General features: G+C 51.1%; 15 protein-coding genes. 12 read left to right on the forward strand and 3 right to left on the reverse strand.

Translation table 11 applies throughout. The annotated features are described in order from the left end of the window. The first annotated feature begins 275 nt into the window (after positions 1-275). Together HJG54_RS00295 and HJG54_RS00300 are read left to right on the forward strand one after the other, a co-directional pair. On the forward strand, positions 276-1106 hold the full coding sequence (locus tag HJG54_RS00295) for a CheR family methyltransferase (protein ID WP_316432690.1): 831 nt from the start codon (positions 276-278) through the stop codon (positions 1104-1106). Further along, a complete protein-coding gene (locus tag HJG54_RS00300) occupies positions 1106-1663 on the forward strand; it encodes a chemotaxis protein CheB (protein WP_316432692.1) in 558 nt (185 codons plus the stop codon). The genes HJG54_RS00295 and HJG54_RS00300 overlap by 1 nt, the downstream gene beginning before the upstream one ends. Positions 1664-1726: 63 nt before the next feature. On the opposite strand, the gene HJG54_RS00305 is transcribed toward HJG54_RS00300, so the two are convergent. Beyond that, positions 1727-3250 carry a sensor histidine kinase gene (locus HJG54_RS00305; protein WP_316432694.1) on the reverse strand — a complete coding sequence of 508 codons (1524 nt, stop codon included), beginning with the start codon at positions 3248-3250 and terminating at the stop codon, positions 1727-1729. A gap of 286 nt (positions 3251-3536) precedes the next feature. Here HJG54_RS00305 and HJG54_RS00310 point away from each other — a divergent pair, with 286 nt between their 5' ends. Beyond that, complete coding sequence (locus tag HJG54_RS00310; RefSeq protein WP_316432695.1) at positions 3537-4520, forward strand: alpha/beta hydrolase; 984 nt, start codon at positions 3537-3539, stop codon at positions 4518-4520. A gap of 25 nt (positions 4521-4545) precedes the next feature. Here HJG54_RS00310 and HJG54_RS00315 read toward each other — a convergent pair whose 3' ends face one another. Continuing rightward, entirely contained in the window at positions 4546-6873 is a 2328-nt protein-coding gene (locus HJG54_RS00315) for a peptidoglycan DD-metalloendopeptidase family protein (protein ID WP_316432696.1), read from the reverse strand. A gap of 910 nt (positions 6874-7783) precedes the next feature. Here HJG54_RS00315 and HJG54_RS00320 point away from each other — a divergent pair. Both HJG54_RS00320 and HJG54_RS00325 read left to right on the forward strand, forming a co-directional pair. Beyond that, positions 7784-8542, forward strand: coding sequence for a hypothetical protein (locus tag HJG54_RS00320; RefSeq protein ID WP_316432697.1), 759 nt, complete (start codon positions 7784-7786; stop codon positions 8540-8542). Positions 8543-8683: 141 nt separating this feature from the next. Beyond that, complete coding sequence (locus HJG54_RS00325; RefSeq protein ID WP_316432698.1) at positions 8684-9700, forward strand: pentapeptide repeat-containing protein; 1017 nt, start codon at positions 8684-8686, stop codon at positions 9698-9700. Positions 9701-9737: 37 nt separating this feature from the next. Here the strand turns inward: HJG54_RS00325 and HJG54_RS00330 are convergent, their stop codons facing one another. Beyond that, entirely contained in the window at positions 9738-10433 is a 696-nt protein-coding gene (locus HJG54_RS00330) for a hypothetical protein (protein ID WP_316432699.1), read from the reverse strand. 978 nt (positions 10434-11411) lie between these two features. Between HJG54_RS00330 and HJG54_RS00335 the strand changes: the two genes are divergently transcribed. From HJG54_RS00335 to HJG54_RS00365, 7 genes are all read left to right on the forward strand, one after another. Next, positions 11412-13031, forward strand: coding sequence for a hypothetical protein (locus tag HJG54_RS00335; protein ID WP_316432701.1), 1620 nt, complete (start codon positions 11412-11414; stop codon positions 13029-13031). Beyond that, positions 13028-15316 (forward strand): tetratricopeptide repeat protein, encoded by a 2289-nt coding sequence (locus HJG54_RS00340; RefSeq protein ID WP_316432702.1) that lies wholly within the window; start codon positions 13028-13030, stop codon positions 15314-15316. The genes HJG54_RS00335 and HJG54_RS00340 overlap by 4 nt, the downstream gene beginning before the upstream one ends. 111 nt (positions 15317-15427) lie before the next feature. Beyond that, positions 15428-17818, forward strand: coding sequence for a cellulose biosynthesis cyclic di-GMP-binding regulatory protein BcsB (locus tag HJG54_RS00345; RefSeq protein WP_316432703.1), 2391 nt, complete (start codon positions 15428-15430; stop codon positions 17816-17818). Continuing rightward, positions 17815-20448, forward strand: a complete 2634-nt coding sequence (bcsA, locus tag HJG54_RS00350; protein ID WP_316432704.1) for a UDP-forming cellulose synthase catalytic subunit — start codon at positions 17815-17817, stop codon at positions 20446-20448. The genes HJG54_RS00345 and bcsA overlap by 4 nt, the downstream gene beginning before the upstream one ends. Positions 20449-21669: 1221 nt before the next feature. Beyond that, positions 21670-22773, forward strand: a complete 1104-nt coding sequence (locus HJG54_RS00355) for a response regulator (RefSeq protein WP_316432705.1) — start codon at positions 21670-21672, stop codon at positions 22771-22773. Positions 22774-22941: 168 nt separating this feature from the next. Continuing rightward, complete coding sequence (locus HJG54_RS00360; RefSeq protein WP_036000628.1) at positions 22942-23304, forward strand: response regulator transcription factor; 363 nt, start codon at positions 22942-22944, stop codon at positions 23302-23304. A gap of 71 nt (positions 23305-23375) precedes the next feature. Next, on the forward strand, positions 23376-23888 hold the full coding sequence (locus HJG54_RS00365) for a chemotaxis protein CheW (protein ID WP_316432706.1): 513 nt from the start codon (positions 23376-23378) through the stop codon (positions 23886-23888). The last annotated feature ends 146 nt before the right edge of the window (positions 23889-24034 follow it).

The following is a 24034-nucleotide window of genomic DNA, read 5'->3' on the forward strand; positions in this document are numbered from 1 at the left end:
ATGCTTTTCAATTTTGACAGAGGTTGAGCCGGTTAGGACACTCTGGCTAAACTTAGCCTAAGATAGGCTTAAGATAGCCGCCTGCTCCCCCTAGAAGACTCGTCTAAGGCTAGGTCTAAGGGTAGAATGACAAATAGCTCTAACCTAACTCCATAGACAACCTCTTTAAAATATCTCTAAGGATAGATTCTACCTTTGAGCGAGTTTAACTTGATACCTGCGATAGGGGCGGAATGTTGCAGATAAAGCTACGCTGCTACCTGATGTCTGTGGTTATGAGTGTGTCACAGCCAAACCTGGAAGATATTGAACTTCAGCTATTACTTGAGGGGATTTATCAATACTATGGCTTTGATTTTCGCAACTATGCGGTCTCATCCTTAAAGCGGCGGATCCGCAAAATTTTGCATGCCGAAGAATTAGCCACAATCTCTGAGCTGCAAGCTCGCATTCTGCATGATCCAGATTGTTTAAAGCGCTTTCTTCTCGGCATCACCGTTAATGTCACGTCTATGTTCCGCGATCCGAGCTTTTTTCTGGCGTTTCGGCAAAAGGTGATCCCGTTGCTGCGCACCTATCCTTACATCCGGATTTGGCATGCTGGCTGTTCAGAAGGGCAAGAAGTTTATTCGATGGCGATTCTACTTCAGGAAGAAGGGCTATATAACCGCTGCCGGATCTATGCTACTGATGCCAACGAAATAGTGCTACAAAAGGCCAAGAGCGGTATCTATCCACTGGGCTTGATGCAGCAATATACTCAGCTTTATCTACAAGCGGGCGGGAAACAATCTTTTTCGGAATACTACACCGCCGCTTACGACAGCGCCATTTTTCGAGCCACGTTACGCGAAAACATTGTCTTCTCGCAGCACAATCTAGCAACCGATCGGTCCTTCAACGAATTCAATATCATTCTCTGCCGCAATGTCTTGATCTATTTCGACTCGGTGTTGCAGCAACGGGTGCATCAACTTTTTCACGAGAGCCTCTGCACGTTTGGGATTTTAGCCTTAGGACGGCAGGAATCGCTCCGGCTCAGCCCCTTTGCCAATCGCTACGAGGATTTAGACAAACGGGAGAAGATCTACCGGAGGTTGGACTGATGCAGTCGCGTCTGGTTGTAGTCGGTGCCTCATTGGGGGGAATGGCTGCTTTGAAGGTGCTGCTGCAAGAGCTAGCCCCCGCCTTTACCCTTCCTATCGCAATTGTGCAACATCGCCACAAAGACTCTGCCAATCAAATCATCGAGTTTTTACAGCGCTCCACTAGCTTGATAGTGAAAGAAGTAGAAGACAAGGACCAGATTGCTTCCGGCTATGTTTATCTGGCTCCGGCAGATTATCATTTACTGATCGAAGCAGATCATTTTGCCCTATCCACTGATGACCCCGTTTTCTACGCTCGCCCCTCGATTGATGTGTTATTTGAATCGGCTGCCGATGTCTATCGCGAGCGCACAATTGGCATTATTTTGACCGGTGCCAATCAGGATGGAGCGGCTGGAGCAGCAGCAGTGAAAGCCTGTGGTGGTGTAGTGATGGTGCAAGATCCCGCAACTGCCCAGAGTCCAGTCATGCCGGAGGCCGCCATTGCTCGCACGTCGGTGGACGAAATTTTATCATTGCCGGAAATTGCCGCACGGCTCAATCGGCTCTGCTGAACTCAATCAATCTCAAGCTGACCGGTCTCTTGCTTGGGTAAGGCTGCCTTGGCTGAAGTAAACTCAGAACCGAGGTTTATATTTCAACGGGCTGAATGTCAGCTCAACGCGAACACCGTGGCTGCCATCAACCGTAAGCGTGGCCCGCAATTGCCTGGTCAGAATCTGCACTAGCTTTAAGCCCAACGAAGTGGAATTACGCCAATCAAAATCAGCCGGTAACCCAATTCCGTCATCCTGAACCAGGATGTGAATGGTATCCTGCACCTGAAACAGCGTAATCGCAATTTCTCCAGGCTGCTCTGGAAAGGCATGTTTGAGTGCATTAGTAACTAGTTCGTTGATCAGGAGACCACAGGGCACGGCTGTTTCTAGGTTGAGCAATACAGGTTCGGCAGTGAGGTTCGATTGAATGGGGTGGGTAGGATCATCAGCAGCTAGCCTAATATTGTCCAACAGACGACGCAGGTAGTCGGCAAAATTGATGTGTCCTGCGTGATCAGATTGATAAAGCTGCTCGTGAATCAAAGCTATGGCCTGAATTCGAGTTTGTGCGTCTGTAAACAAGCTGAGCAACTGCGGATCTTGAATTCGGTCTGACTGTAAATCCAGCAAATTAGCAATAATATGCAGATTATTTTTGACCCGGTGGTGCACCTCCTTCAGCAACACCTCTTTCTCCGCCAATTTTTCCGCTAAAACCTGTTGTAGTGCCTGTTGAATTGGCAAGCTGTGTTCGCTGCTTTGGCAGTCTTTAGTGCCAGCAGCGGTGATAGGCGAGGTGACAGGCTCAGAAGCAGAGAGCCGAACGAAACGCCTGAAGCTACAAGCCGCAGGGACAAGCGCCAGTAAACTCAGTACCAGGATGCGGCTAATTGGATGAAAATTTGTCGTGAAGGCAGTTTCCGGCACAACTGTGACCAACCACCAATCCAACCCAAACGAATTCGTCCAGGAGGTCACTTGCGCGAAATAGCGCTCGCCATTAAGCTGAAATTCCAACGGCTGGTTGGTCAGATGGGGCGATGTCGGAGCTTTTTGGGCAGTCTGAAGTTGGTGGAGCGTTGTTTGCAATAGGAGATCGGCGCGAATTGCCATTGCAGTTTGGTTTTGCAACAAACTGGCCTGAGAGGAGCTGGCAATTATCTGTCCTGATGTTGCCACAATAAATAACCTGCCCAACTTGCTCGCTTGCTGTAACCCGTGAGATAGGTCAGCGGTTAGCTGGGGCGTAGGTGGTGGGATGGCTTGCCGAATCGGCGAAACAAGGGCTTGAGTGCTCACGATCTGCTGGCGATCGGAACTTGAGATAGAGGGCTTTGAGGGCTTTGGCTGAGATGCTTGCGACTGGCGGCCAACCCAAATGGCAAAGTAGGCGTCTAGGTAGAGATCTGTCAAAGCAAGGGCTTGGCGATTAAACTCATTTGCTAGATGGCGAGTTGAGCTAGCTTGGGGTTGGGTCAACCACCATTTCAGGCTCCCCCCACTGCCCAAAAGCAATAGCACGGTGATTAAAAACCATCGCTTCGATGGATTGGCTAGCAATCCACTCTGGAAATTGAAGATCTGAGCTTTGAAATTGGGCATGAACCATTCCGCCCTAAGCTAGGCGAGCTAAATTCTTTCACTAGAATTCCACTGGAAGTGGGCGTGACTAGAATTCCCGCATCGCTGCATCTGGCAACGAGCCTGAGTCGGGCAGCTGCAAAACTTCAGATTTACTTTGCAATCAAGAGATTTACGTTGCAACTAGTAGGCACTTGGAAACAAAGGCCCTCGGAATCTATGATAGAGATAGAGGCATATACCGCTGCCGCTCGCTCACGGCTTGTAATTTGCTGCTGTTGAGACAACAGAGGACATCCGATTCGGTATGGTCAAAACGATTGACATTCAGGGATTTCCCCACACCTACGAGCTTTCTGCCCCCACTGGCTCCCCTGTTGTTTTGGTCTTTATTCACGGTTGGCTTTTGAGCCGTGCCTACTGGCAGCCGGTCATCGAACGCTTATCTCCTCTCTATCAGTGCTTGGCTTACGATTTGCGGGGATTTGGCGAGTCCCAACTCGATGCTATTAAGCCAACCAACATCGGAACTAGGGTAGAGACTAGTGTGGCCGCTAATTTGGCAGAACGGGTAACGGTAGGAGCATCTGCCAAAAGTCCGCCTAGTCTAGCTTGGGAAGTTGAAACCGCCATCGCAGCCCCAACCACGGCAAATTATACGCCTGCAGCCTATGCCCAGGATTTAAACCTACTGCTGCAACAACTCGATATTCGCAAAGTCTGGCTGATTGGTCACTCGTTGGGTGGAAGCATTGCCCTCTGGGCTGCCGATCAAGCTCCCCAAACCATCGATGGCGTGATCTGCGTCAATTCGGGGGGCGGTATTTATCTAAAAGAAGAATTTGAGCGATTTCGCACGGTGGGCAAAATGCTGGTGAAACTGCGTCCCCGTTGGCTCAGCTATTTTCCCCTGTTGGATTTGCCGTTGGCTCGGATGAATGTGGCCCGCCCCTTAGCACTGAACTGGGCTAGGCAGCGTCTGGTCGATTTGGTCGCTGCTCAACCAGAGGCCGCTCTAGGAGCCTTACTTGATTCCACCACAGAAGCAGAAGTGCACCGTCTGCCTCAGGTAGTGGCCCGCCTCCAGCAGCCCGTTCACTTTATTGCTGGCGCTAACGACACGATGATGGAACCCAAATATGTGCACCATCTAGCCAGCTTTCATCCCTCGTTCGAGTTTTGTGGCAACAATGTCAGCGAAATCTCAGACTGCGGCCACCTCTCAATGGTGGAACAGCCCGATGCCGTAGCAAACGAGATTCAGACAGTTCTGGCGAAGTATTTGGGGTAGTGAAGCTTCACTTCCCCCATCTTTCTCACTTATCTCTTGCCACTGCAACCGCAGCTGACGCTAAGGGATCAACGGCAGTCCAGCCAGTTTCAGTTGAGATCAGAGATTCGAAATGGAGGTGCGGGCCAGTGGAATTGCCGGTGCTACCAACCCAGCCGAGAATCGCTCCCTGGGCAACCTGCATACCGGGTTGAACTGCAATTCCAGAGAGGTGGCCATATAGGTTCCGCTGGCGGGTCGTTGGATTTTCTACAACCACTGCCAGTCCGTAGCCACCCATATAATCGGCGGCCACAACCCGCCCACCGAGGGCGGCCATCACCGGAGTTCCCATTGGTACACCCAAGTCAAGACCTGTATGAAAGCTCAAATTGCCAGAAATCGGGTGGATACGCCAACCAAAGGCCGAAGTAATCACTGCCGGAATCGGTAAGGGGAACAGCAAATTCACCCAACCCATCCGCTTCGAGGTCGCCGGATCAACGACATAGCTGCCTGCATCATAATGGCCGAGTTGGGCGTTGCTACAGCTAATTGCCAAGAGAGATGCTGCATCGTAGACTGCTGGTTTCGTGGTTGCCTTTGCCACCAGGCTAGGAATTGATAGCTTCTGAGCCAATTTAGGAACATTGGGCTGCGGTTGCAGCGAAGCCAGCTTCTGTTCCAGAGTTTGCCAGAGAGGAGCGTTGCTCAATCCCACCTCAGCAGATGGGAGATTTAGCGGCTCAAACCCGAAACGAGCCGGTTGAATAGAGGCTTGAGCTGCATCAGCTAAATCAGCATCGGCAGGAGGCTGGTTGGATGGTTCCTTATCGTCAGCACCGAGCCACCAAGGACGCACCAGATCCAACGGCGTTGTCTTACGGCTAGAAAAATCAGAAAGTGGCGGCAGAAAGGGCAAATTCAACTGAGCCAAGGAATAGTTCAACGTTGATGCCATCCATGAATCTAGACCGGGGTTGAGCGGGGACGAGGTCAGAGCCTCGGCGCTTGCAGTTCCATCATTAGCGCTAGCCGGCAACAGAGCTGGCATCTCAGGCTCTGCTTTAACTTGCACTTGAGTTTTGACATCGGCTGCGGGCCGGGACGCCAGTTCAGCTGTGGGTTGTGCTGTGGGTTGTGCCACTGTGGGTTGTGCCGGAATCGGTCGGGGAGCCAGGGGTTGGGCCGTAGAGGCTTGAGTAGGAGCCTGAGGAACCTGGGCAGGAGCAGGTTGGTCGAGCTGGGGCTTGACGCTACTGCTAGCGACACCAGTAAATAGATGCGGAGCCACAAGCGGTTGCCGTGCGCGTGTGCTGGCCTCCTGCTTACCGGAGGTCTGATGATTGGCAACTCCACTGGGTTTCTGGCTCAACTGCACCAAACGGCTCGCTAAACTTTCACCCAGAGCCGGAATGAAAGCTGGAATCCCGGCTGGTTTGTCCGAAGCCTGAGTAGATTTAGCCGCTGCTACCGATCCACCTGGCTTTGCGTTTGTATTAGGAGCTGAGGCAACAGAGTGATTGACCGCTGGACACTGGTTTGCCAGGGAAATGCCTGCATGGTTGGATAATGAAGCTAGATTGACCCCAGCATAACCAGAGGGAACAGTGCGTCCTCGGTTCGCCCCAGCGGGCTGCTGTCCTGGGGTAGACGCTTGGGCGGTCTGTGGGCTGGGCTGCGTCGTAAGTTGAGCCTCAATGGCAGCAATCTTAGTCAGCACTTCCAACTGCAAAGTGGGTGGGAGAGCTGGATGTTTGGCAATCTGGCGGGCGCGCTCAAACTCTTTGTTCCAGGCTGCTTGTAGAGCCGTGTAAATCACGTTTTGCTGCCACTGAGATTCTCTGGTGGCCTTATCTTGCTCCACAATACCGGCTAGCCGTTTCTCTAGCACCTGACGCATACCGGCAATGGTCTGGGGGCTGGCATTGGCTCCTGCTTTGGGATTTGCTGGCGGCAATGGAGCGGCGGGGTTGGTGGTCGCCCCAGGTTGGTCAATTAGATTTGAGTCTACATTTGGATCTGTAGCTGCGGCCGGTGGGTGAGCTGGCTTGGGCAGGCTCGGTGTGGCTGTGGGCTTCTCAATACCGCTGGCTTGAGGTGCGGTGGGAACGGGTGTTGCCGTGGGGGCAAGCGTCTGAACCGGAGCCGCTGCGGGCTGCAGCGTTTCTGCTGGCGGAGCTGTGGAAGTAACTTCGGGTGGAGTAACTTCGGGTGGAGTAACTTCGGGTGGAGCAGCCTCTGGCGCAGCTACGGACACAGCTGGCAATGGCTCGGTGCTTCCAGAATTAGTAACTGTATCTGTGGAGAGTGGATCTGTTCCCGGATTGGGGGTGGAGGCTTCGGCAGGGGGCAATGCATATATTCTCAACATTGCCGATGTCATTACAGCGGTCGTGAGACAATGTCCAAGCGGTTTGAGAAGATGCTTCATTAGAGACAGACAATAACACCAAACTACGGGAATAGACTAGCCAAGTGGTGCTGACTATCGCAGTTGCCCAGTTATGACACGCTGTCAGCAGTGGGAACAGTCATTTTTTAGCGTTGTATTGCTTTAGCGTTGCGTTTTGTCAGGCTTCACTCGTTACATCCAGTCAGCGAATAGGGAGATCCGGATCATGTTTCGAGTCCATACTTCAAGTTCGTATTAAGTTTGCATTGCAAATCCCCATCTGTTTGTAACCAGTTCGCGTCGGTCGTCAGATCCAGAAGTTAGGATCAGAACGCCTATTGCATTATTCCATAAAGGATTCAGCATAATTGTGACTCTTAGCAAATTCAGAGATTCTTGAACTCAACTCCCAGCAGATGGGCAAATTGAAGTTGCTCAATCGTAGGTTTAAAAAAATTGGTCAGGGTTCATTCAAATTTTGCTAATTTCCACCGGATTATCTAGCACTGCACCCGTAGTCTAGGTTAAGAAGAAAGTAAAGTAGGTTAAGTAGGAATCAGCCTCAGTTGATCCAATCACTCGACTCATACTTCGCTTGCTTGCTGAGAAGAAAAAGTCTTTCGTTAGATGTATTAGCACAGATAAGCCAAGCTTTTTATAATGAGGGAACAAATTTTACCTTAACTAAATATTAAGAGTCGCCAACGCGGTTTTTCTGGTGCACTACCGCCCTCAAGTTTCTAACAGCTTATCCAAGGCCCCCTCTGGGTGGGAATTCAAAAATTCCGACGGGTTTACTGACTTGTAGTCAGAAAAATCGGATAGGTTCAAGTACAAATGTTTCACGGATACGTTCCCTGCTATTTTGAGGTTTTTAGAGCGGTGAGTCATGAGTAGTCGTCACGTTTCGAGTGCTATTTTGCCCGCTGTCGTTGCGTCTAGTGCAGTCTTTTCGTTACTAACGCTGCCATTCTTCTTCTATCATTCCCAACCGGAAGCAGTAGTTGACAGTTTGCCATTAGGGCGGGAACTGCAACCCATTATTGCCAGCCAAAATCGGGATTTAACGATTCGCTACATTGGTGGTGCATTAGTTACGAGTGTAGTAACGGGCATGGCTACAGTGGAGATATGGAGGCGGCAGAAAGATCGAGTGGCGATACCGGCTGCGGTTCCTTCAGTCCCCGCTGCTGAGCCAATTGTGGCTGCTGATTGGGATAGTGAGCTTGCATCCGAATTGCCATTGCTAACCGAGGTGACGTTTGAACCAGAATTATTGGCTGCTATTGCGGCGCAGCCGCAGCTTGATCTAGTAGAGCCAATTTCAGGAAGTATGACCGAGTGGCTTGCTACCGATCCAGAGATGGGGGAAGGAGTTGGGCAAAGTTGTGGGCTGATTACAGAACTAGCCGAAGAATATGCAACCTGCCGCATTCGAGTAAAGCATGAACACCGACGTCAATTTGCCATTCAGGTTGCAGGCCAATACTACAGTTTCTTTCGCCTACTCTCCACCAAAGAAGCGGCCCTAGAAACAGCTCGGCAATTGAGTTGCAGAGCACATCATGTGGTTGTAACACCAGTAGAACACCAGTATGCAGTTTGGATTTGGCAGCCAGTCACTGAACTAGAGCTAGTTTCCTCCTGATGGAAACCGAATGATGCTGATGCACTTCCCAGGAATGCAACAGTTGAATGCAATCTGTAGACGCATGCCATGTACGAAAAATAGAGAATAATTGTGAATTCGAATAAACAAAGATAACAGCAAGCAATACCCCCATGTGACATGAACTCAGCGGATTTTCAGGAGCAGTATACCCTTGGGCGACGAAACTTTAGTGGTGCAAGGTTGCGTCAGGTGGATTTGCGTGGAGTAGATCTACAGGCCATTATCCTGTGGCAAGCTGACCTAACGGCCGCAGACCTGAGGCAAGTCAACTTGAGAGGCAGTGATTTACGAGAGGTGGTTTTAGCAGCCGATCTAGAGCAGGCAGATCTGCGGCGAGCAGATTTGCGACAGGCTGATCTATCTGCTGCCAGTCTGCGCCATGCGGTTCTAGCTCAGGCGCTATACGATGAAACCACGCGATTCCCCACTGGTTTTGATCCGGTTGCAGCAGGGCTGTATTTGATTGCGCCCCGTGCCAATCTGCGTCAGGCTGACCTGCGCGAGCGTGACCTCAGCGGGGTCGATTTGAGTGAGGCGGATCTGACCGCAGCAAATTTGCAGGCTGTCAATTTGTTTGGAGCAGATCTGAGTTGGGCCAACTTGTATCAGGCCAATTTAAGCGGCGCCAATTTGAATCAAGCCAATCTGACGGCTGCCTGCCTGATCCGAGCCAACTTGAATGGTGCTAAGCTGCACAAAGCCACGCTCGATTATGCAATTTTGCGCTATGCCAATCTGTTTAATACGGATTTGCATACCATCCACAGTCAGCAGACCGATTTTGCTCAAGCCCTTTACGACGACACGACCCAATTTCCAGCCGCTTTCAGCCTCGATGAGCTGTATTGGATTGGTCCAGAAGCGCGTTTAGGACAGATGGATTTGAGTCGGGTGAACTTGGCCGGAGCCAATCTACGTGGTGCCAACCTGACCCATATCAACCTAGCTGAAACTGACCTCTGGGGTGCTGATTTAAGTGAAGCGAACCTAGCCCATGCGAACTTGCGTGCTGCTAATCTTTGGGGTGCTAGTTTAATGGGAGCCGATCTAACTGGTGCCGATTTAACTGGAGCCAATTTGCAGGAGGCGGATCTTACCGACACGATTCTAATGGTGCAAGAACGACAGGCGTAAGTTAAGACTCTCAAACTAACAACCATTATTGACTCTCCTAGCGCAAGAACTCCTCTGATCGGGCAGGCGCATCGGTTTGGCGGGTCTTGGGTCGTTCCAGCTGAGTTGGATTTTGCGGTTCCTGTGGAATCAGGTAACGGCGTCCCCAGCCAAAGTTTTCTGTGTCTACCTGAGCCGAGGAAGCCAACGTGCTGCCGGTGGGCAAGGCAACTGCCAGAGTTTTTTGAAACTGGGCGTACTGTTCTCCTTCCGTGCTGCTGCGAACCGTACTTTTGGCAAGCTGCTGTCCCTGTTTAGCAAGCTGCTGCTGTAATGCTGGCAATTGGTCAATCGGAGCCAGTGTCACCAAAAAAACCACATCTTCGCTGGGATTAAATCGAATCGCTAGTCCCTGTTGGTCGAGCTGCCAATTTTCCTTAAAGGTCCGATCCGATGCAACTTGCCACAGATTCAGTTGGGTTTGCCAAGTGCCCTGCTCTACCGTGACGGACTGATAATCCAAAATCGTATAGGTTGGGTCGGTGTTGAACCGACGAGCCGTTGCTGCAATGGGGTAGAGATAGCGGAGAGCGGCTACCGTGAGCTGGGTGCGATCCGGTAAGTTGGTTTTACCAGAAATTTCATAAGCTCCAGGTTGGGATGTTTGATTGACGTGCCAATCCATCATAATCTCTTTGAGTTGGCGTGCCGGAATTAGTTTGGTTGGCAGTTGGATCTCTGTGCATCCAGTCATCAGAGAGATGCAGGGAGTAACGCTGAGGAGAATGAGGAGCAACCGGCAACAAAAATTTGACCGGAGACCAGGCGATCGGAGCATAGAGAACTGAGTAGACATGGGAAAAGGATCAAAAACTGAAGTTAAACCGCAAACCAAAGTAGATGTGGCGATGGTGCTGACGGTCGAGCTTGCACTCCTATTTCATACCATACTCTAGAAATTGGACTGGTTCTACGGATTGGTCCAATATTTCACGATTAGCCGAAGAACTTTTCAAAAACTTCAACCAAGCTAACCCGATGCCGGTACAGGTCGAGCTATTTAGTCTAGTTGATACTAGTTAATGTCGTTTAAATTACCTGGATAATTACAACATTATGACTTTTTAGCTCCAGTTTAGGTTATCTTGTCAACCAGTCAAAAAAACAATCCAAAAATGGGATGGTGGCGAGTATAAATTGTTGCCATTCATCTTAAGTGCGGTCAATAAGTTTTTCCCACCTTTATATGGAGCTGCTTATCCTTAATGGTTCCTTCAGATTTTTTGCGTATACAAGGATAGAATGAGTTTAGTTGTGAAGCGCTTCTCGATCGCTTCCTGAATTCATCTACCAGGTTTTCTCAGGACGTGCATCGCTTCCTAACATTTACTTTCTATCTAATTGGTGTCATCTCCCAGACTGAAAGCTGAAACTGAAAGCTGAGAGCAATAAAATTGTTCTGAGGATTGATTAAGCGATCAGTTTGTGTTTACCTGTTGTATCAATTCTGGAAAAACAACTACACATCAGTTGTCATAGTCAGTTACAACGACTAGTTATACAATCCTGATTTTTCTGATTCTAGCGATGATATCCCGTTCTGTGCGCGTTTGCCGACAGAAGACGATCTCTCAATCAGTACGCCGGTATTCAGAATTATCTGAATTACAAGTTACAAATTAATTCCTTTCCTGGCCGATCAGGAAATTGCGTCTTTTATCTATCAGGAAACATGAATCCCCCACTTCATGATGTTGCTCTGCATCAGAGAAAAATTTCACGGTTATATGCTCAGTGCTGGTCTCGTTTATCTGCTACGAGCTTATCTGCTACGAGCTTATCTGCTACAACACTGATTGCACTGGGTGTTTGTGCTGGTTGGCAGCCCCATGCTCAAGCAAATTCTGAAGCAAATTCTGAGCGCTCTACCCAGATTGTCCAACCATTAATTACAGTGCAGGATGAGGTAGAAGAAATATCAGTGGTTGAACTGAGTGATGAACTCAATCATGACGATCTTCAGTTTTCTCCTGCATCTGAACTTATTGATTCTGACATTCCGCTGAATGCATCAATTGCTGAATCAGAAGATGCAGAACTTGCAAAAGTTGACATTCTAAAAGTCTCAGCTTTAGATGTACTTTTTGTCAATCGGCAGAATTATGAATCGACGGCTGAAGTTAACGAATCTCCGAACCGTTCACCACAGGAATCATCTAATCCGGTTCTTACCGTTTCTCAAGGTGTTTCTGAACTTACTCCTGAACTTAACTCTGAATCTATAGCGCAATCTGCCAATGATGTCGATCGCAGCAATGCCGATCGCCGCAACGAGCTGCTAACGCCCGCCTCTCGCCGCAGCCAGGATTTGGGCGAACCATTGGTGCAAGTACAGGGGGTGTATACGCTTCAGGGTGAGGAATCCTCGGCGCGCGGACGGGTGAGTGCCTCCTATGCAATTTCACCCAATCTCCTGGTTGGCGGCACGATTGATGTCACGGGAGGTGACGCTTTTTCGGATTCGCCAGAAACAGGATTTGACCTGAATGAACTCTATGTTGCTGTGTCGCCGACCGAAGTGCCCAATCTGCGCTTTATAGTCGGGATGCTGGATTTAACCTCCTATTTCGACCGCAATAGTTTTGCTAAAGATGCGGCAACTCAGTTTCTGAATCCCGTGTTTCAAAGCAATCCGGCCTTGACGGCAGCTGGGTTGGGGTCGCGTCCGGCGATTTTGCTCAACTGGAGTGTGGCAGATCCGCTAGAAATTAAAATTGCTGGCTTCTCGTCCGATCGAGATTTGGGTGATTTTGCCCTGGATGGATTCGCAGGTGAAATCGGGCTGCGATTTCAGAATTTGATTCTGCGTGGCACCTACATTACCGGGCGCGATGCTGGACAGGACAGTGGCTTTCGGGAAATTTTTCAGATTGCTCGCGGCGATCAGTTTGGGCTGCGGTCGGGGGACCGGGAAGCTGCCTATGGTCTCAATGCTGAGTACTTTATTCCGGAAATTAATCTGGGGCTGTTTGCTCGCTATGGTTGGTACGAAAATCTGGAGCTGGATCGGGGTGGTACGACCTACAGCGTGGGGGTCAATCTGCTGGATTTATTCATGCCCTATGACCGCTTGGGTCTCGCCTACGGCCAACAGCTCTCGAACGCAGATCTGAGGCGCGATCGGGGTGATGATTACCCAGACGTATGGGAATTGTTCTACGACTTTCGGATCACGCCCAATTTGCGGGCTGGCGTCACGGTGCAATCGTTCGATCAGTTCTCTGAAACGATCGGGGGATTCCGCATCCGAGCAGATTTTGACTCAAGCGATTTTGGGAGGCTATTTCGATGAGCCAGTTTTCTGTAGGTCGGTTCGCAATGGCCGCTTCTAAAGCACGACAGGCGCTAGGATTGGCATTGGTGCTAGCGGCCAGTCTCCATGTCACCATCACGGCAGGATTGGCTCAGGCTCGTTCGGCAGCTGCTCAGGAAGGCTACATCCTGCTAGAGCGGGGTTGGGTCAACGATGCGATTGCGGCCTTTCGGCAGGCTTTACGAACCAATCCCGATGCGATCGACGCCCGGTTGGGATTAGCGATTGCCTATCAGCGAGCCGGACAGGATGGCGAAGCCTGGAATGCCTATCAGCAGGTGATTGCTCAAGAGCCAAATAATTCTACCGCCTTGACTGCGATTGGTGAGTTGGCCTCCTACCGTCCGGAGTGGCAGCAAACGGGGATCACGGCTTTAACGACATTGCTGACGCTCCAGCCTAACAATCAAACCGCTCGTGCCCAGCGGGCGCTGCTCTATGGCTATCAGGGGCGGTTTCCAGAAGCAATTGCTGACTATGAGGCGGTCTTGTCCTCGAACCCGCCAGCGGCAGTGGTTTTAGCGGCGGCTCAGATCTACACCTACAGTGGGGATGTCCAAACCGGACTCGCTCTATTCGAGCGCTATCAAGCCAGTGGGGCCGCCATTCCCAACAGTGCGATCACGGCTTACGCCCTTGCCCTGCGGCAAACCGAGCAGCCGGATCTGGCCGTGCAGGTCTTAAGTGAGCGGTTAGAGCGTCTATCCAGTTCGGATCCGCTGGCGACAGAGTTGCGTTCGGCCTTAGCCGTTGCCTATATCGCCAATAACCAGCCGCAGCAGGCAATCACTAGCCTGGAGCCATTGCGCAACCAACCCAACGCCGAGTTGCCGTTAGCCCGTGCTTTCAGTGCCATCGGACGGCAGACCGAAGATGAGGCGATGTATCGAGAAGCGATTGCGCTGTATCAGCAGGTGTTGCAGCAGCCGTCACCCGCTCCCGGCTTATTGAGCGAAGCCGCCGATGTGTTGAGCGAAGTGCCCGAAACCAGAGCAACTGCTTTGCAGCTTTACCAGCAGGTGTTGGCCGAGCAGCCTCAGGACCGTAGCGTCCAGATCAAGGCGCGTTGGATGGCCTATCAGTTAGGAGAGTTGCCGCGCCGTCGCTTTCAGCAGGAGATTCAGCAGTTGGTGCAGCCCCTGCCCAGTTCTGCTGCCGAACAGCAGCCGTTGGCCCAAGCTCTGATTCGGATCAACCCGCCCGATCCGGCCTTGCTAGCCACCTACGAGGCGCTGCGTTCAACCAACGTGGCCTTTCTCCAGTTTCGGATTGCCCAGATTCAGCTCAGTCGAGGGGATATCGCCGCTGCCCGATCTGCGCTCGCTGCCTACCGCCAGACCGTTAGCGGCAAAGCCGACCCAGCAGGAGAACTGCTGTTGGCCGAAATTGAGCGGCAGGAAGGCAAATTAGAGGAAAGCGCCAATCGCTATCAAGACTTGGCCCAGCGCTATGCCAACCGGGCGACCGGCAAGGCTGCCCTGCGAGGATTGGCTGGAATTCGCCTGGCTCAGGGCCGTAGGGCCGATGCGCTCAAAATTTATCAGCAGATCCAGGCTACCTATCCCGACGACAGAGCGATTCCTCTGGGGGTAACAGCCATTGCTTACGAGCAAGGACAAATTTCCGCAGCTGAGGCAACTGCGGTGCTCAACAATTGGCTTGCTGCCTCTAGCAGTGAGTTTCCGCCGGAACTATTTTTGCTGGTAGGCGCATTGCCAGCGGATCCGGGCCGCGAATCCCTCTACGACACCCTGCTGGAGCTGGAGCCGAATCATATCGCCGTTAACCGTCGCTGGGTGCAGCTCTGGGCCAGCCGCGATCCGGATCGGGCGCAGAACCGGGTGAATCAGCTATTGGCGGAGAATCCTGACCGGATTGAGGTCTACTTTGTTCAGGGTGAATTGGCCCAGGCGCTGGGCGATTTGGAACGGGCCAGTCAAGCCTATGAAGGCATCCTGGCCCAACAGCCGGATCAGATAGATGCGGTGGCTGCATTGGCCGGCGTGCGATTTCAACAGCGGCGCTATGCCGAAGCCGAAACCCTCTACCGGCAGGTCTTAGCCCAACGGCCAGACGATGCCGACATTCAACGGGTGCTTGCCGAACTGAAGATTGTCCAGGACCAGCCCGTCGCCGCCACCCAGCAATTACGTCAACTGCAACAAGAGCAGCCCAACGCCTCCACCGAGGAGAGCCTGCGCCGCTTGCAAACCCAATTCCTGCGCCGCCGAGGTTTTCAGCCCGAATGGGAGCGTTACCGATAGTTCTTGATTGAGCGTGCTGTTAAGTGTGCTGATTAAGTGTGCTGATTGATTCTGATTGAGAAATCACTTCTGTCCTGATTTATTCACGCATCACGGTGCAACCCCCACCCTATGACAAGTCAATTTCCCTTCCGATTCCCCCAATCCTCTGCTGCCAATGATGCTAATCAGCGTGGCAATCGATCGCCGCAGATGAAATTGTTTCTTTGTCGGCTGCTGCTGGGACTGAGTCTAGCGCAACTCACAACGCCAGTTTTGGCCCAAGCCGGACCGGATCCGGTGAATACTCCAGCGAATGCTTCAACGAATGCTCCTACAAATGCAGCAACCAAATCGGTGGCTGTGCCTGCTGCACCCAAAACGCTTGTTCTAGCACCCGGTTCTGCCAGTCAGTATGTACTGGAGTTTAACCGCAGTCCGATTGTTAGCAACCGCCTGCGGTTAGAGAGTATCTATGACGAAACGCGACTTTGGTTTACCCGACCGCGGCACTGGAAAACTGACACGGTAAAGGTACAGTTACGCTATCGTCATTCGCCGGCCCTGTATGCCAGCCGCTCTAACCTAACGGTGTTAATCAACGGCACCAGCATTGGCAGCGTACCCCTCAATCAACCCGAAGGCCGGGTTGGCAGCGCTATTTTTGACGTTCCAGTGCGCCTACTGCGAGACTACAACGAACTGGCCATTGCTGCATTACAAAATAATTCACCCACCTGTACCCAAGACCCCTACGATCCATCCCTGTGGTCGGAAATTTTACCAGATTCCAAAATTGTTTTTAACGTCCAGCCGCAGCCGGTTTCGCTCAATTTCGACCGCTATCCCTATCCTGTGTTCGACACCCTCAGCCTGGAGCCGAACCAAATCGCCTATTTGCAGCCTAAAGCTCTTGACGAAACCTGGTTGACCACTGCCGCCCGCTTTCAAGCCTCATTGGGCCAGATTGCTCAGTATCGTGCCCTCGATAGTCGCCTCGTGGATGCGCCCGACCAAGTCAATGATGCCGAGCGGTTGGTGATCATCGGTACGCCAGACGAGCAGCCAATTCTGAGTGAATTGGAGTTACCGGTAGCACTGGAAAACCGAAAACTTCTTGATGGCAACCAGAAAGCGCTAGGGGATGACGTGGGTGTGCTGCTGATGGCAACGGTCAATCAGGGCAAAACCCCGGTGTTAGTTGCCACCGGCAATACGGCGCAAGCGGTAGAGAAAGCAGTCCAGTTTATGGTGCAGGCTCCCGATCGCCAATTGGGGACGGGCAGTGTGATTTTTGTCAACGAAGTGACGGCAGTGTCTCCGCCTCCTTTGCGCGAGTGGCGCGGCTACCTGCCACCTACCGATCGGTTCAAGCTGAGCGATCTGAAAACTTTTGAAGACAAGCCCTATACCGATGTGTCAGTGCGCGGCTCCCATGCGCCCGCCTTGGAGTTTGATTTTCGTGCCCTGCCCGACGACCGGATCTTGCCAGGTAGCTCGATGACGCTACGCTACAGCTATGGCCCCCAGGTGAATCCCTTAACCTCGCAGGTGGAGGTGCAGTTGGATGGGGTGCCCTTGGGGGGCGCGCGGCTCACTTCCGTCAGCGGGGCTAATCGCCAGTCCTTGCGGGTTGACATTCCTGCCGAAAGCATCAAACCCAACTCGAAGATGCAGATCAACTTCCGGCTCGATCCGCGCGAACGCCGTTCCTGTAGCCGCGTCACCGATCAGCAGCTCTGGGGCAAAATCCATGCCGACACCAGCTTTGACTTAAAGCGCGAACAGGTGGCCAAACTGCCCGATTTGAAGTTGTTGCAGGCGGGCTACCCGTTCACGGCTCCCCAGGATCTGTCCAGTACGGCAATAGTGGTACCCGATAATCCCAACAAAGCCGATCTGCTGCTCATGCTGGAAGTGAGCGAGCGGTTAGGCCGGTTGAGCCGCTATGATACTGTGCAGTTCTCGGTCTACCGGGCTGGCCAATTGCCCGAAGAACAACGGCAGAGCAAACATCTGATCGGAATCGGCGTTCAGGCCAAGTTTCCCTTTCCGGAAGCCTACCAGGCTGATAATCTAGCCTTGCAAAACCTGTTTTCCCGGCAGTGGCGCGATAGTCAGGTACAAACCTTACCCGATGTGGAAGGTGTTATCAAAGCGATCTTTTCACCCTGGAATTCAGACCGGATGCTGCTGGCCCTGACCAGCCAGACCGACACCGGACTTGATCAAGTGCGTGATTTGATCAGCCGCGATCCGCTGTTCTACCAAATCGAGGGAGACACGGTGCTCGTCAGCGCCAATACGGACAATCCGTCTCCGTTTGATGCGCAAGACTACACGCTAGAATTTTTGCGCCAATCGCCTCAGCGAGCCGTCACCAACGCAGGTGTGAGTGAACAAGTGACAAGCCTATTGCGTAACCATTGGTTTATCCTAGCACCCGGATTGATCGTGGCCGCGCTGATTCTCTACAGCATCACCCAGTTTTATCTGAAGAAGTTTACAGGACAGGAACAATGAGTCAGTCATATCCCCGCCGTTCGCGCCCGTGGAGAGCGCATATTGACCGCTGCGGTCAGCTGTTGACCACGCTGCTGGTGGAACGACTGCCTCGTCTGTTTGAACCACTGTTGGCGGGGCTGGGTCGCCGTCAGATTTTGCTGCTGATTATCTCACTGCTGATGCTGTTTATGCCGCTGATCACAATTCGGCCCAATTTATGGCAGCAAAGCATTGTGGCGGTTGTGGTGATTGGCATGGGCCGTTGGCTGCTGCATCTCGAAGAACGGCAGCCGGAAACCCGCGCCAGTGAATATCTGCATCTGCTGCTGTTGACCCTGAGCATTCTCACGACCCTGCGCTATCTCTACTATCGCGCCAGCTACACGCTGAATTTAGGCGAACCGCTGGATGCGGTTTTCTCGCTGCTGCTGTTTTTGGCTGAGCTGTACGGGGTGGGGACGCTGTTTCTGGCCTACTTTCAAACCATGAAAACCAGAGACCGACGACCCGTTGACCTCAACGATATTCCGGTCGAGCAGTGGTTCACCGTTGACGTGTACATTCCCACCTACAACGAAGATGTGGAGATTGTCCGCAAAACGGCCTTAGCAGCCCTCGCCCTCGATTACCCGACTGAGAAAAAGCGCGTTTATATTCTCGATGACGGGCGAGCTGAAAAATATCGCGAACGGCGTGCCCAATTGCGGGAAATGTGCGACGAACTAGGCTGTATCCTACTGACGCGAGATAATAACGATCACGCTAAAGCGGGCAACATCAACACGGCGCTGCACAAAACCACCGGCGACTTAGTGCTGATCCTGGACTGCGATCACATTCCAATGCGGCGGTTTCTGCAGGAGACGGTTGGCTTCTTCTACGATGAAAAAGTGGCGCTGGTGCAAACACCCCACTGGTTCTATAATCCCGATCCGTTTGAACGCAATTTGCGCACCGGAGGCCATGTGCCTGTCGGCAATGAGCTATTTTACAAAGTACTGCAAAAAGGCAACGATTACTGGAATGCAGCCTTTTTCTGCGGTTCTGCGGCAGTAATCCGGCGGAATTATGTGCTGAGCATTGGTGGCATTGCTACCGAAACTGTAACTGAGGATTGCCATACCTCGCTGCGGCTGCATGCCTTGGGCTACAAAAGCGTCTACTACGACAAAATCATGGTGGCCGGATTAGCGCCCGAAACGTTCTCGTCCTATGTGGGGCAACAGGTGCGGTGGGCACGCGGTATGGCTCAAATTCTGCGGCTGGAGAATCCGTTGTTTAACCGTAAATTGCGGCTGCGCTTTCCCCAGCGGCTCTGCTACTTCAGCGCTACGTCCCATTTCTTCTTTGGCTTTCCTCGCCTGATGTTTGCGATTGCGCCCGCCTGTTTTTTGCTGTTTGGCATCAACCCGGTGAAGGGATTGGGGGTTGAAACCCTAGCCTATGCCCTGCCTCATATTATTCTGTCGATGCAGACGAATTACATTCCCTACAAACATGTGCGGTTCTCGTTTTGGAATGAAATCTACGAGTTTGCCATGTCGTTTCAGGCTGGGATTGTGACTATTCTGGCGCTAATTAATCCTAAGCTGGGTTCGTTCAACGTGACGAGCAAGGGAGAAGTGGTCACCGAGCGGCGATTTGATCTGGATTCGATTCGCTATTTGGTACTTTTGGGTGTGATTACATCGGTTTCGCTGCTGACGGTGCCGTTTTGGCTGGTGATCAGTCCGCTAGAAACGCAGGCGGTGATCATCAATGCTCTCTGGTGCTGTTTCAACATTTTGCTGGTGATGGCTGCCTGTCTGGTGGCGCTTGAACAGCCACAGTTGCGCCGTGCCCATCGGTTGCCGCGCCAGCTCAGAGCCGTGATCCACAGCGACGGTAAATTTTGGATTGGCAAAACGGTGAATGTGAGCGAAACAGGAGCTTTGATCTTGCTCGATCTGTGGCCCAACATTCCCGATGAAGTGCGGGTAGAACTGATTGGCGACGCCGGGGCTAGCGTGTTGCTCGATGCCCGAATTGTGCGGGGAATTGCTACCAGCAAACTCCAAGTACTGCTGGCTGTTGATTTTATTGAACCGACGCGCACCCAACGCGATGATCTAACGCTCGTGATCTACTCAGATGTCAACGAGTGGTACGCCCAGCACCGGCGCGAAACTGATCATCCGCTGGCCTCACTGCGATTTATTGCTACTAGCCTGAATCGAGCCTTCCAGGAGTTTCGACCTGAAGTAGGAGTGCGAGTACGCAAACAGGTACGGGCCACGGCAGAACTGTTTTGGGAAGGCTGGGAAGGGGTGTCTTATAGCGGTAAAGTAACCGAGATGAGCCATCGCGATATCCGCATTGAACTGACGGGCGAAAAGGTAGCGGAACTCGAGGAATTGCAGTATACCCAACCCCTGATTGCTCTACTTTTAAGCCAATCCACAACTCAGCTCAATCCGCAAACCTATCCCCAGAGCTTACTGGCTCAGGTGCAGTCAGTGGAGGTGCTGCCTACCTATTCCCGCATCGATTTGACGCCAGCAGCTAGAAGCCCGCAGATGCAGCACATCATTATGGAGTTGACGTTTCCTGAAATGCTTGATCGGCAGCAAAAACTCAAGATCAAGCGACTTCTACGCACGCTTTCGTAAAAGCAGGCTCTTCAGCCCAATAGGAGGGCATCAACATCAATCAAGCATCAGTCAGGCAACTGTACGGATGCTTGTTTTGTCTACAGGCGGGCTATGAAAGATCCTCTGTAGCTCCTTTGCTTGGAAGCTCTCTGTGGAAAGACCGCGCCTAGAGCCTCGATGGCGTTGAGTCAGTCAATCTGATGATTTGAACGATTTGTAGTGCCAGCGTCTTGCTGGCGGTGGGCAAGATGCCCATACTCCCTTGATCGTTGAGTTGAGTTGAATGACTTCATTCGCTGTTCCCCTGCCGAGGGCAGGATGAGGAGTGACTTCCTCAAGTCAGGAGCGATTAATTAACGATATCGAGAAATTAGTAGTATAAAATCAAACTTAAATTTCAGATTTCTTGTACATAAATGCTGCTATTTGATACTTTTTTGAAATTCAATGTATTTATTTTTACAGCTTGACTGACTCTATAAAGAGATAACTATTTTATGTATCAACTTTATCGGTTTGCTGAGTGTCCGCCTTGCCCTGCTTCGCACTTTAGCGAAACTCATCTCATCTTTATGGTTTAAGGGTTGATCTTTAATGAATAGGGGATCATTTAGCTAACCCATCTGATAGGCTTGTTTATAGATAGAAAAGTAACTGCTCAAAACTTACTGATCGAAAATCGATCGAGACCTCAATCCCAGCCACTGGGGATGCACTACTGAACGATGATTCAACCCATCCTGCCAACTTAATTCTGTCAACAACTGGGTGAATTAGGGGCGTCTTGGCAATCTGTAAATTGTGGTTTGGTTTCTCTAATCTTTTCTGCTTTGCTTGCGATCTGTTCAGGCTAATTTGCTTAGACAGTTTTGCCTAACGCTTTCTGCCTAACACTTTCTGCCTGATAATGCTGCCTGATAATGCTAAAAGTTGCTGATTCCCTGCTTAAAAAGATTCTAAATGCATTTTCCGTAGGGAACTTAAAGAACAACTTTAGGTCCTCTAGTGTGTTGCAACTTTTCTTCAAGCATTCTCGCGTTGTCAGAGCTTGTTTGTCAAGAATGATGAAGCAAAGTTCTTGATCTTATTCTTAACTCTAGGAAGTTTTATTCCTACCTCTATCAACAGGGTGCGCTACTGACTCACTATACTTGCTAGGCTACTCCTGCATTTCAACGCAGAGTTTAGCTTGATAGCAGTTTTCAAACGGGATCGAGTCGTGTGCATACGGAGTACTCAATGAATACAATTCCTAAGGTGACTTACAGACCTGTACAAAAATTGCATCCACTTAGCTTGTTAGCTCAATTTATTAGCCGTGCATCTGACGGTTGTTTGCAGATTACCAGCGGCGGCAGCTCCTGGTTTATCTATTTAGAACAAGGCAAGCTTGTTTATGCTTCCGATTTGCTGGATCCGTTTGGACGCTTGGATCGCCATCTGCGACGGATGAGTTTACAAGCCCCCAGTTTGGTGAGTGCGGTACGGGTTCAGGTGCGTCTGATGTTTGAGACTCTCACGACTGAACAGCCTACCCCAAACAACGATTACCGTGCGATTTGTTGGTTGGTGGAACAGCAGCATCTCACCCCTGAGCAAGCCGCCGCTCTGATTGAAACCATGGCCCGCGAAGTGATTGAAGCCTTTTTGCCAGTCCAGTCGGGCAGTTACGAATTTGTCGAGGAGGATTTGTTAGCCGAATTTCCCAAGTTTTGTCAACTCGATCTGCGAGCGCTGGTCGAGGAGTGTCAATCCCAGATTCGGCGGCGGCAAGCTTCGGTGGCTATTCCAGTTTCAGAGCGGCCTCTATCTGAGCGTCTGAATTTGACAGCCAATATGGCGGCAAACATGACACCATTGCCTAAGCCATTTCAGCAGCCAGCGGAAACAAACTCCATCGAGCTGCCTGCTGCCCCTGCTCCAACGAATCAGGCTCCATCTCCGCAACCATCCCACTCTGTTTCAACGTCTAACGCTAAAACCTACACGATTGCTTGCATTGATGATAGTCCCACAGTTCTACAGGCCATTAACTCCTTTTTAGATGACAAGAGCTTTTCGGTGGTGTTGATTAGCGATCCGGTCAAGGCATTGATGCAAATTATCCGCAGCAAGCCCGATTTGATTCTGCTGGATGTGACCATGCCCAACCTAGATGGCTATGAATTGTGTTCCCTTCTGCGCAAACACCCCAGCTTCAGAGGTACGCCAATCATCATGGTCACTGGCAATACGGGCTTTATCGATCGAGCCAAGGCCAGACTGGTGGGAGCTTCAGGATATCTCACCAAGCCCTTCACTCAGTCTGATTTGATCAAGATGGTCTTTAAGCACTTGAGTTAGGTTGCTGGTTTGAGTCTACTTTCACGTTGTTGCCTACTATTAGCAGAACGAAGCTAGACCAGAAAGTCAGCACGATGGCGCTAATGGAACACCAATTGCGGTGACTATAAAGGTGACTAAAAAATCAATGTGTTCATTTACCAAGTGCGAAAAGGACAATAGAGATTCATGGGAACTGTTCTGATTGTTGAAGACACACCTTCGGAAATGGAGCTGATGAGCTACTATCTGCGTGAGGGCGGATATGTGGTAATTAGCGCTGGAACAGGAAAGGAGGCAATCAATAAAGCGATTGCTCAAAAACCAGATGTAATTTTAACTGATGTGGTCATGCCTGGGATGAGTGGCTTTGAGCTGTGTCGTAGCTTAAAAAAACATCCTGCGACTGAAAACGTTCCCATTGTGATTTGTACTTCTAAGAATCTAGAGATTGATCGGCTTTGGGGCATGAAGCAAGGAGCAGATGCCTACATCACAAAACCCTTCACTCGCGAACAGTTGATCCGTGTCGTGAAATCGGTGGCTGGCTAGAGAACAGGTTAGAAAAATCAGGCTCAAAATTAGGCTCAAAATCAAGCTCAAAATTAGGCTAGTGGCAGCATATGGATGCAGCAATTGCTTTACCCGATCGATTGACTAAACCTATTGGAGACGCCTACCTAAAGTTTCACTTAAATGGGCAAACTCCGGCTGTGTTCCCAATGCGTTCAGTGCAAGAGGCCGTTGTGTTGCCAACCCGCCGCTTATCGCCGATGCCCAATATGCCTCCTGCCATGATGGGGCTGATGAATCGCCGCAGCCGGGTACTTTGGGTGGTGGATCTAGCTCAGTTACTGGGAATATCTGCGCTTGATTTAAATGCGCAGCATTACACGCTGATCTTGATTCAAATTGGCGCTGTGCCTCTGGCGCTGGCCGTACAGCAAGTAGACGGAATGATTCGACTAGCCAACGATGAGATTCAATCGCCGGTTGGGCAAGTGAGTGCGGCACTCGTGCCCTATTTACGAGGCTGTGCCCTTCAGCAGCAGGAGCAAAAATCTGAAATTCTGCTGGTTTTAGATGCAGAGGCCGTTGTGCAAGCGCCGATTCTTCGTCATCCTTCAACTATTTAAGTTTTTATTTGCTTACGCAGTTCTATTTGATTCTGTTTTTCGCGCAGCAAGGATTCTCTCGATGACTATTCAACCTTCTCGCTCTGTATCTAGCCAATCTACCCCGTGCCAATTACCACTAGACACACAGACCATCACAACTGACT

Source organism: Leptolyngbya sp. NK1-12, assembly GCF_032598965.1.
Classification (GTDB): domain Bacteria; phylum Cyanobacteriota; class Cyanobacteriia; order Elainellales; family Elainellaceae; genus Elainella.

What these genes read in the sequence shown, in the direction of transcription:
- HJG54_RS00295 (WP_316432690.1), top strand. Translation starts at nt 276, where the DNA reads ATGAGTGTGTCACAGCCAAACCTGGAAGATATTGAACTTCAGCTATTA.
- HJG54_RS00300 (WP_316432692.1), top strand. Translation starts at nt 1,106, where the DNA reads ATGCAGTCGCGTCTGGTTGTAGTCGGTGCCTCATTGGGGGGAATGGCT.
- HJG54_RS00305 (WP_316432694.1), bottom strand. Translation starts at nt 3,250, where the DNA reads ATGCCCAATTTCAAAGCTCAGATCTTCAATTTCCAGAGTGGATTGCTA.
- HJG54_RS00310 (WP_316432695.1), top strand. Translation starts at nt 3,537, where the DNA reads ATGGTCAAAACGATTGACATTCAGGGATTTCCCCACACCTACGAGCTT.
- HJG54_RS00315 (WP_316432696.1), bottom strand. Translation starts at nt 6,873, where the DNA reads ATGTTGAGAATATATGCATTGCCCCCTGCCGAAGCCTCCACCCCCAAT.
- HJG54_RS00320 (WP_316432697.1), top strand. Translation starts at nt 7,784, where the DNA reads ATGAGTAGTCGTCACGTTTCGAGTGCTATTTTGCCCGCTGTCGTTGCG.
- HJG54_RS00325 (WP_316432698.1), top strand. Translation starts at nt 8,684, where the DNA reads ATGAACTCAGCGGATTTTCAGGAGCAGTATACCCTTGGGCGACGAAAC.
- HJG54_RS00330 (WP_316432699.1), bottom strand. Translation starts at nt 10,433, where the DNA reads ATGACTGGATGCACAGAGATCCAACTGCCAACCAAACTAATTCCGGCA.
- HJG54_RS00335 (WP_316432701.1), top strand. Translation starts at nt 11,412, where the DNA reads ATGAATCCCCCACTTCATGATGTTGCTCTGCATCAGAGAAAAATTTCA.
- HJG54_RS00340 (WP_316432702.1), top strand. Translation starts at nt 13,028, where the DNA reads ATGAGCCAGTTTTCTGTAGGTCGGTTCGCAATGGCCGCTTCTAAAGCA.
- HJG54_RS00345 (WP_316432703.1), top strand. Translation starts at nt 15,428, where the DNA reads ATGACAAGTCAATTTCCCTTCCGATTCCCCCAATCCTCTGCTGCCAAT.
- bcsA (WP_316432704.1), top strand. Translation starts at nt 17,815, where the DNA reads ATGAGTCAGTCATATCCCCGCCGTTCGCGCCCGTGGAGAGCGCATATT.
- HJG54_RS00355 (WP_316432705.1), top strand. Translation starts at nt 21,670, where the DNA reads ATGAATACAATTCCTAAGGTGACTTACAGACCTGTACAAAAATTGCAT.
- HJG54_RS00360 (WP_036000628.1), top strand. Translation starts at nt 22,942, where the DNA reads ATGGGAACTGTTCTGATTGTTGAAGACACACCTTCGGAAATGGAGCTG.
- HJG54_RS00365 (WP_316432706.1), top strand. Translation starts at nt 23,376, where the DNA reads ATGGATGCAGCAATTGCTTTACCCGATCGATTGACTAAACCTATTGGA.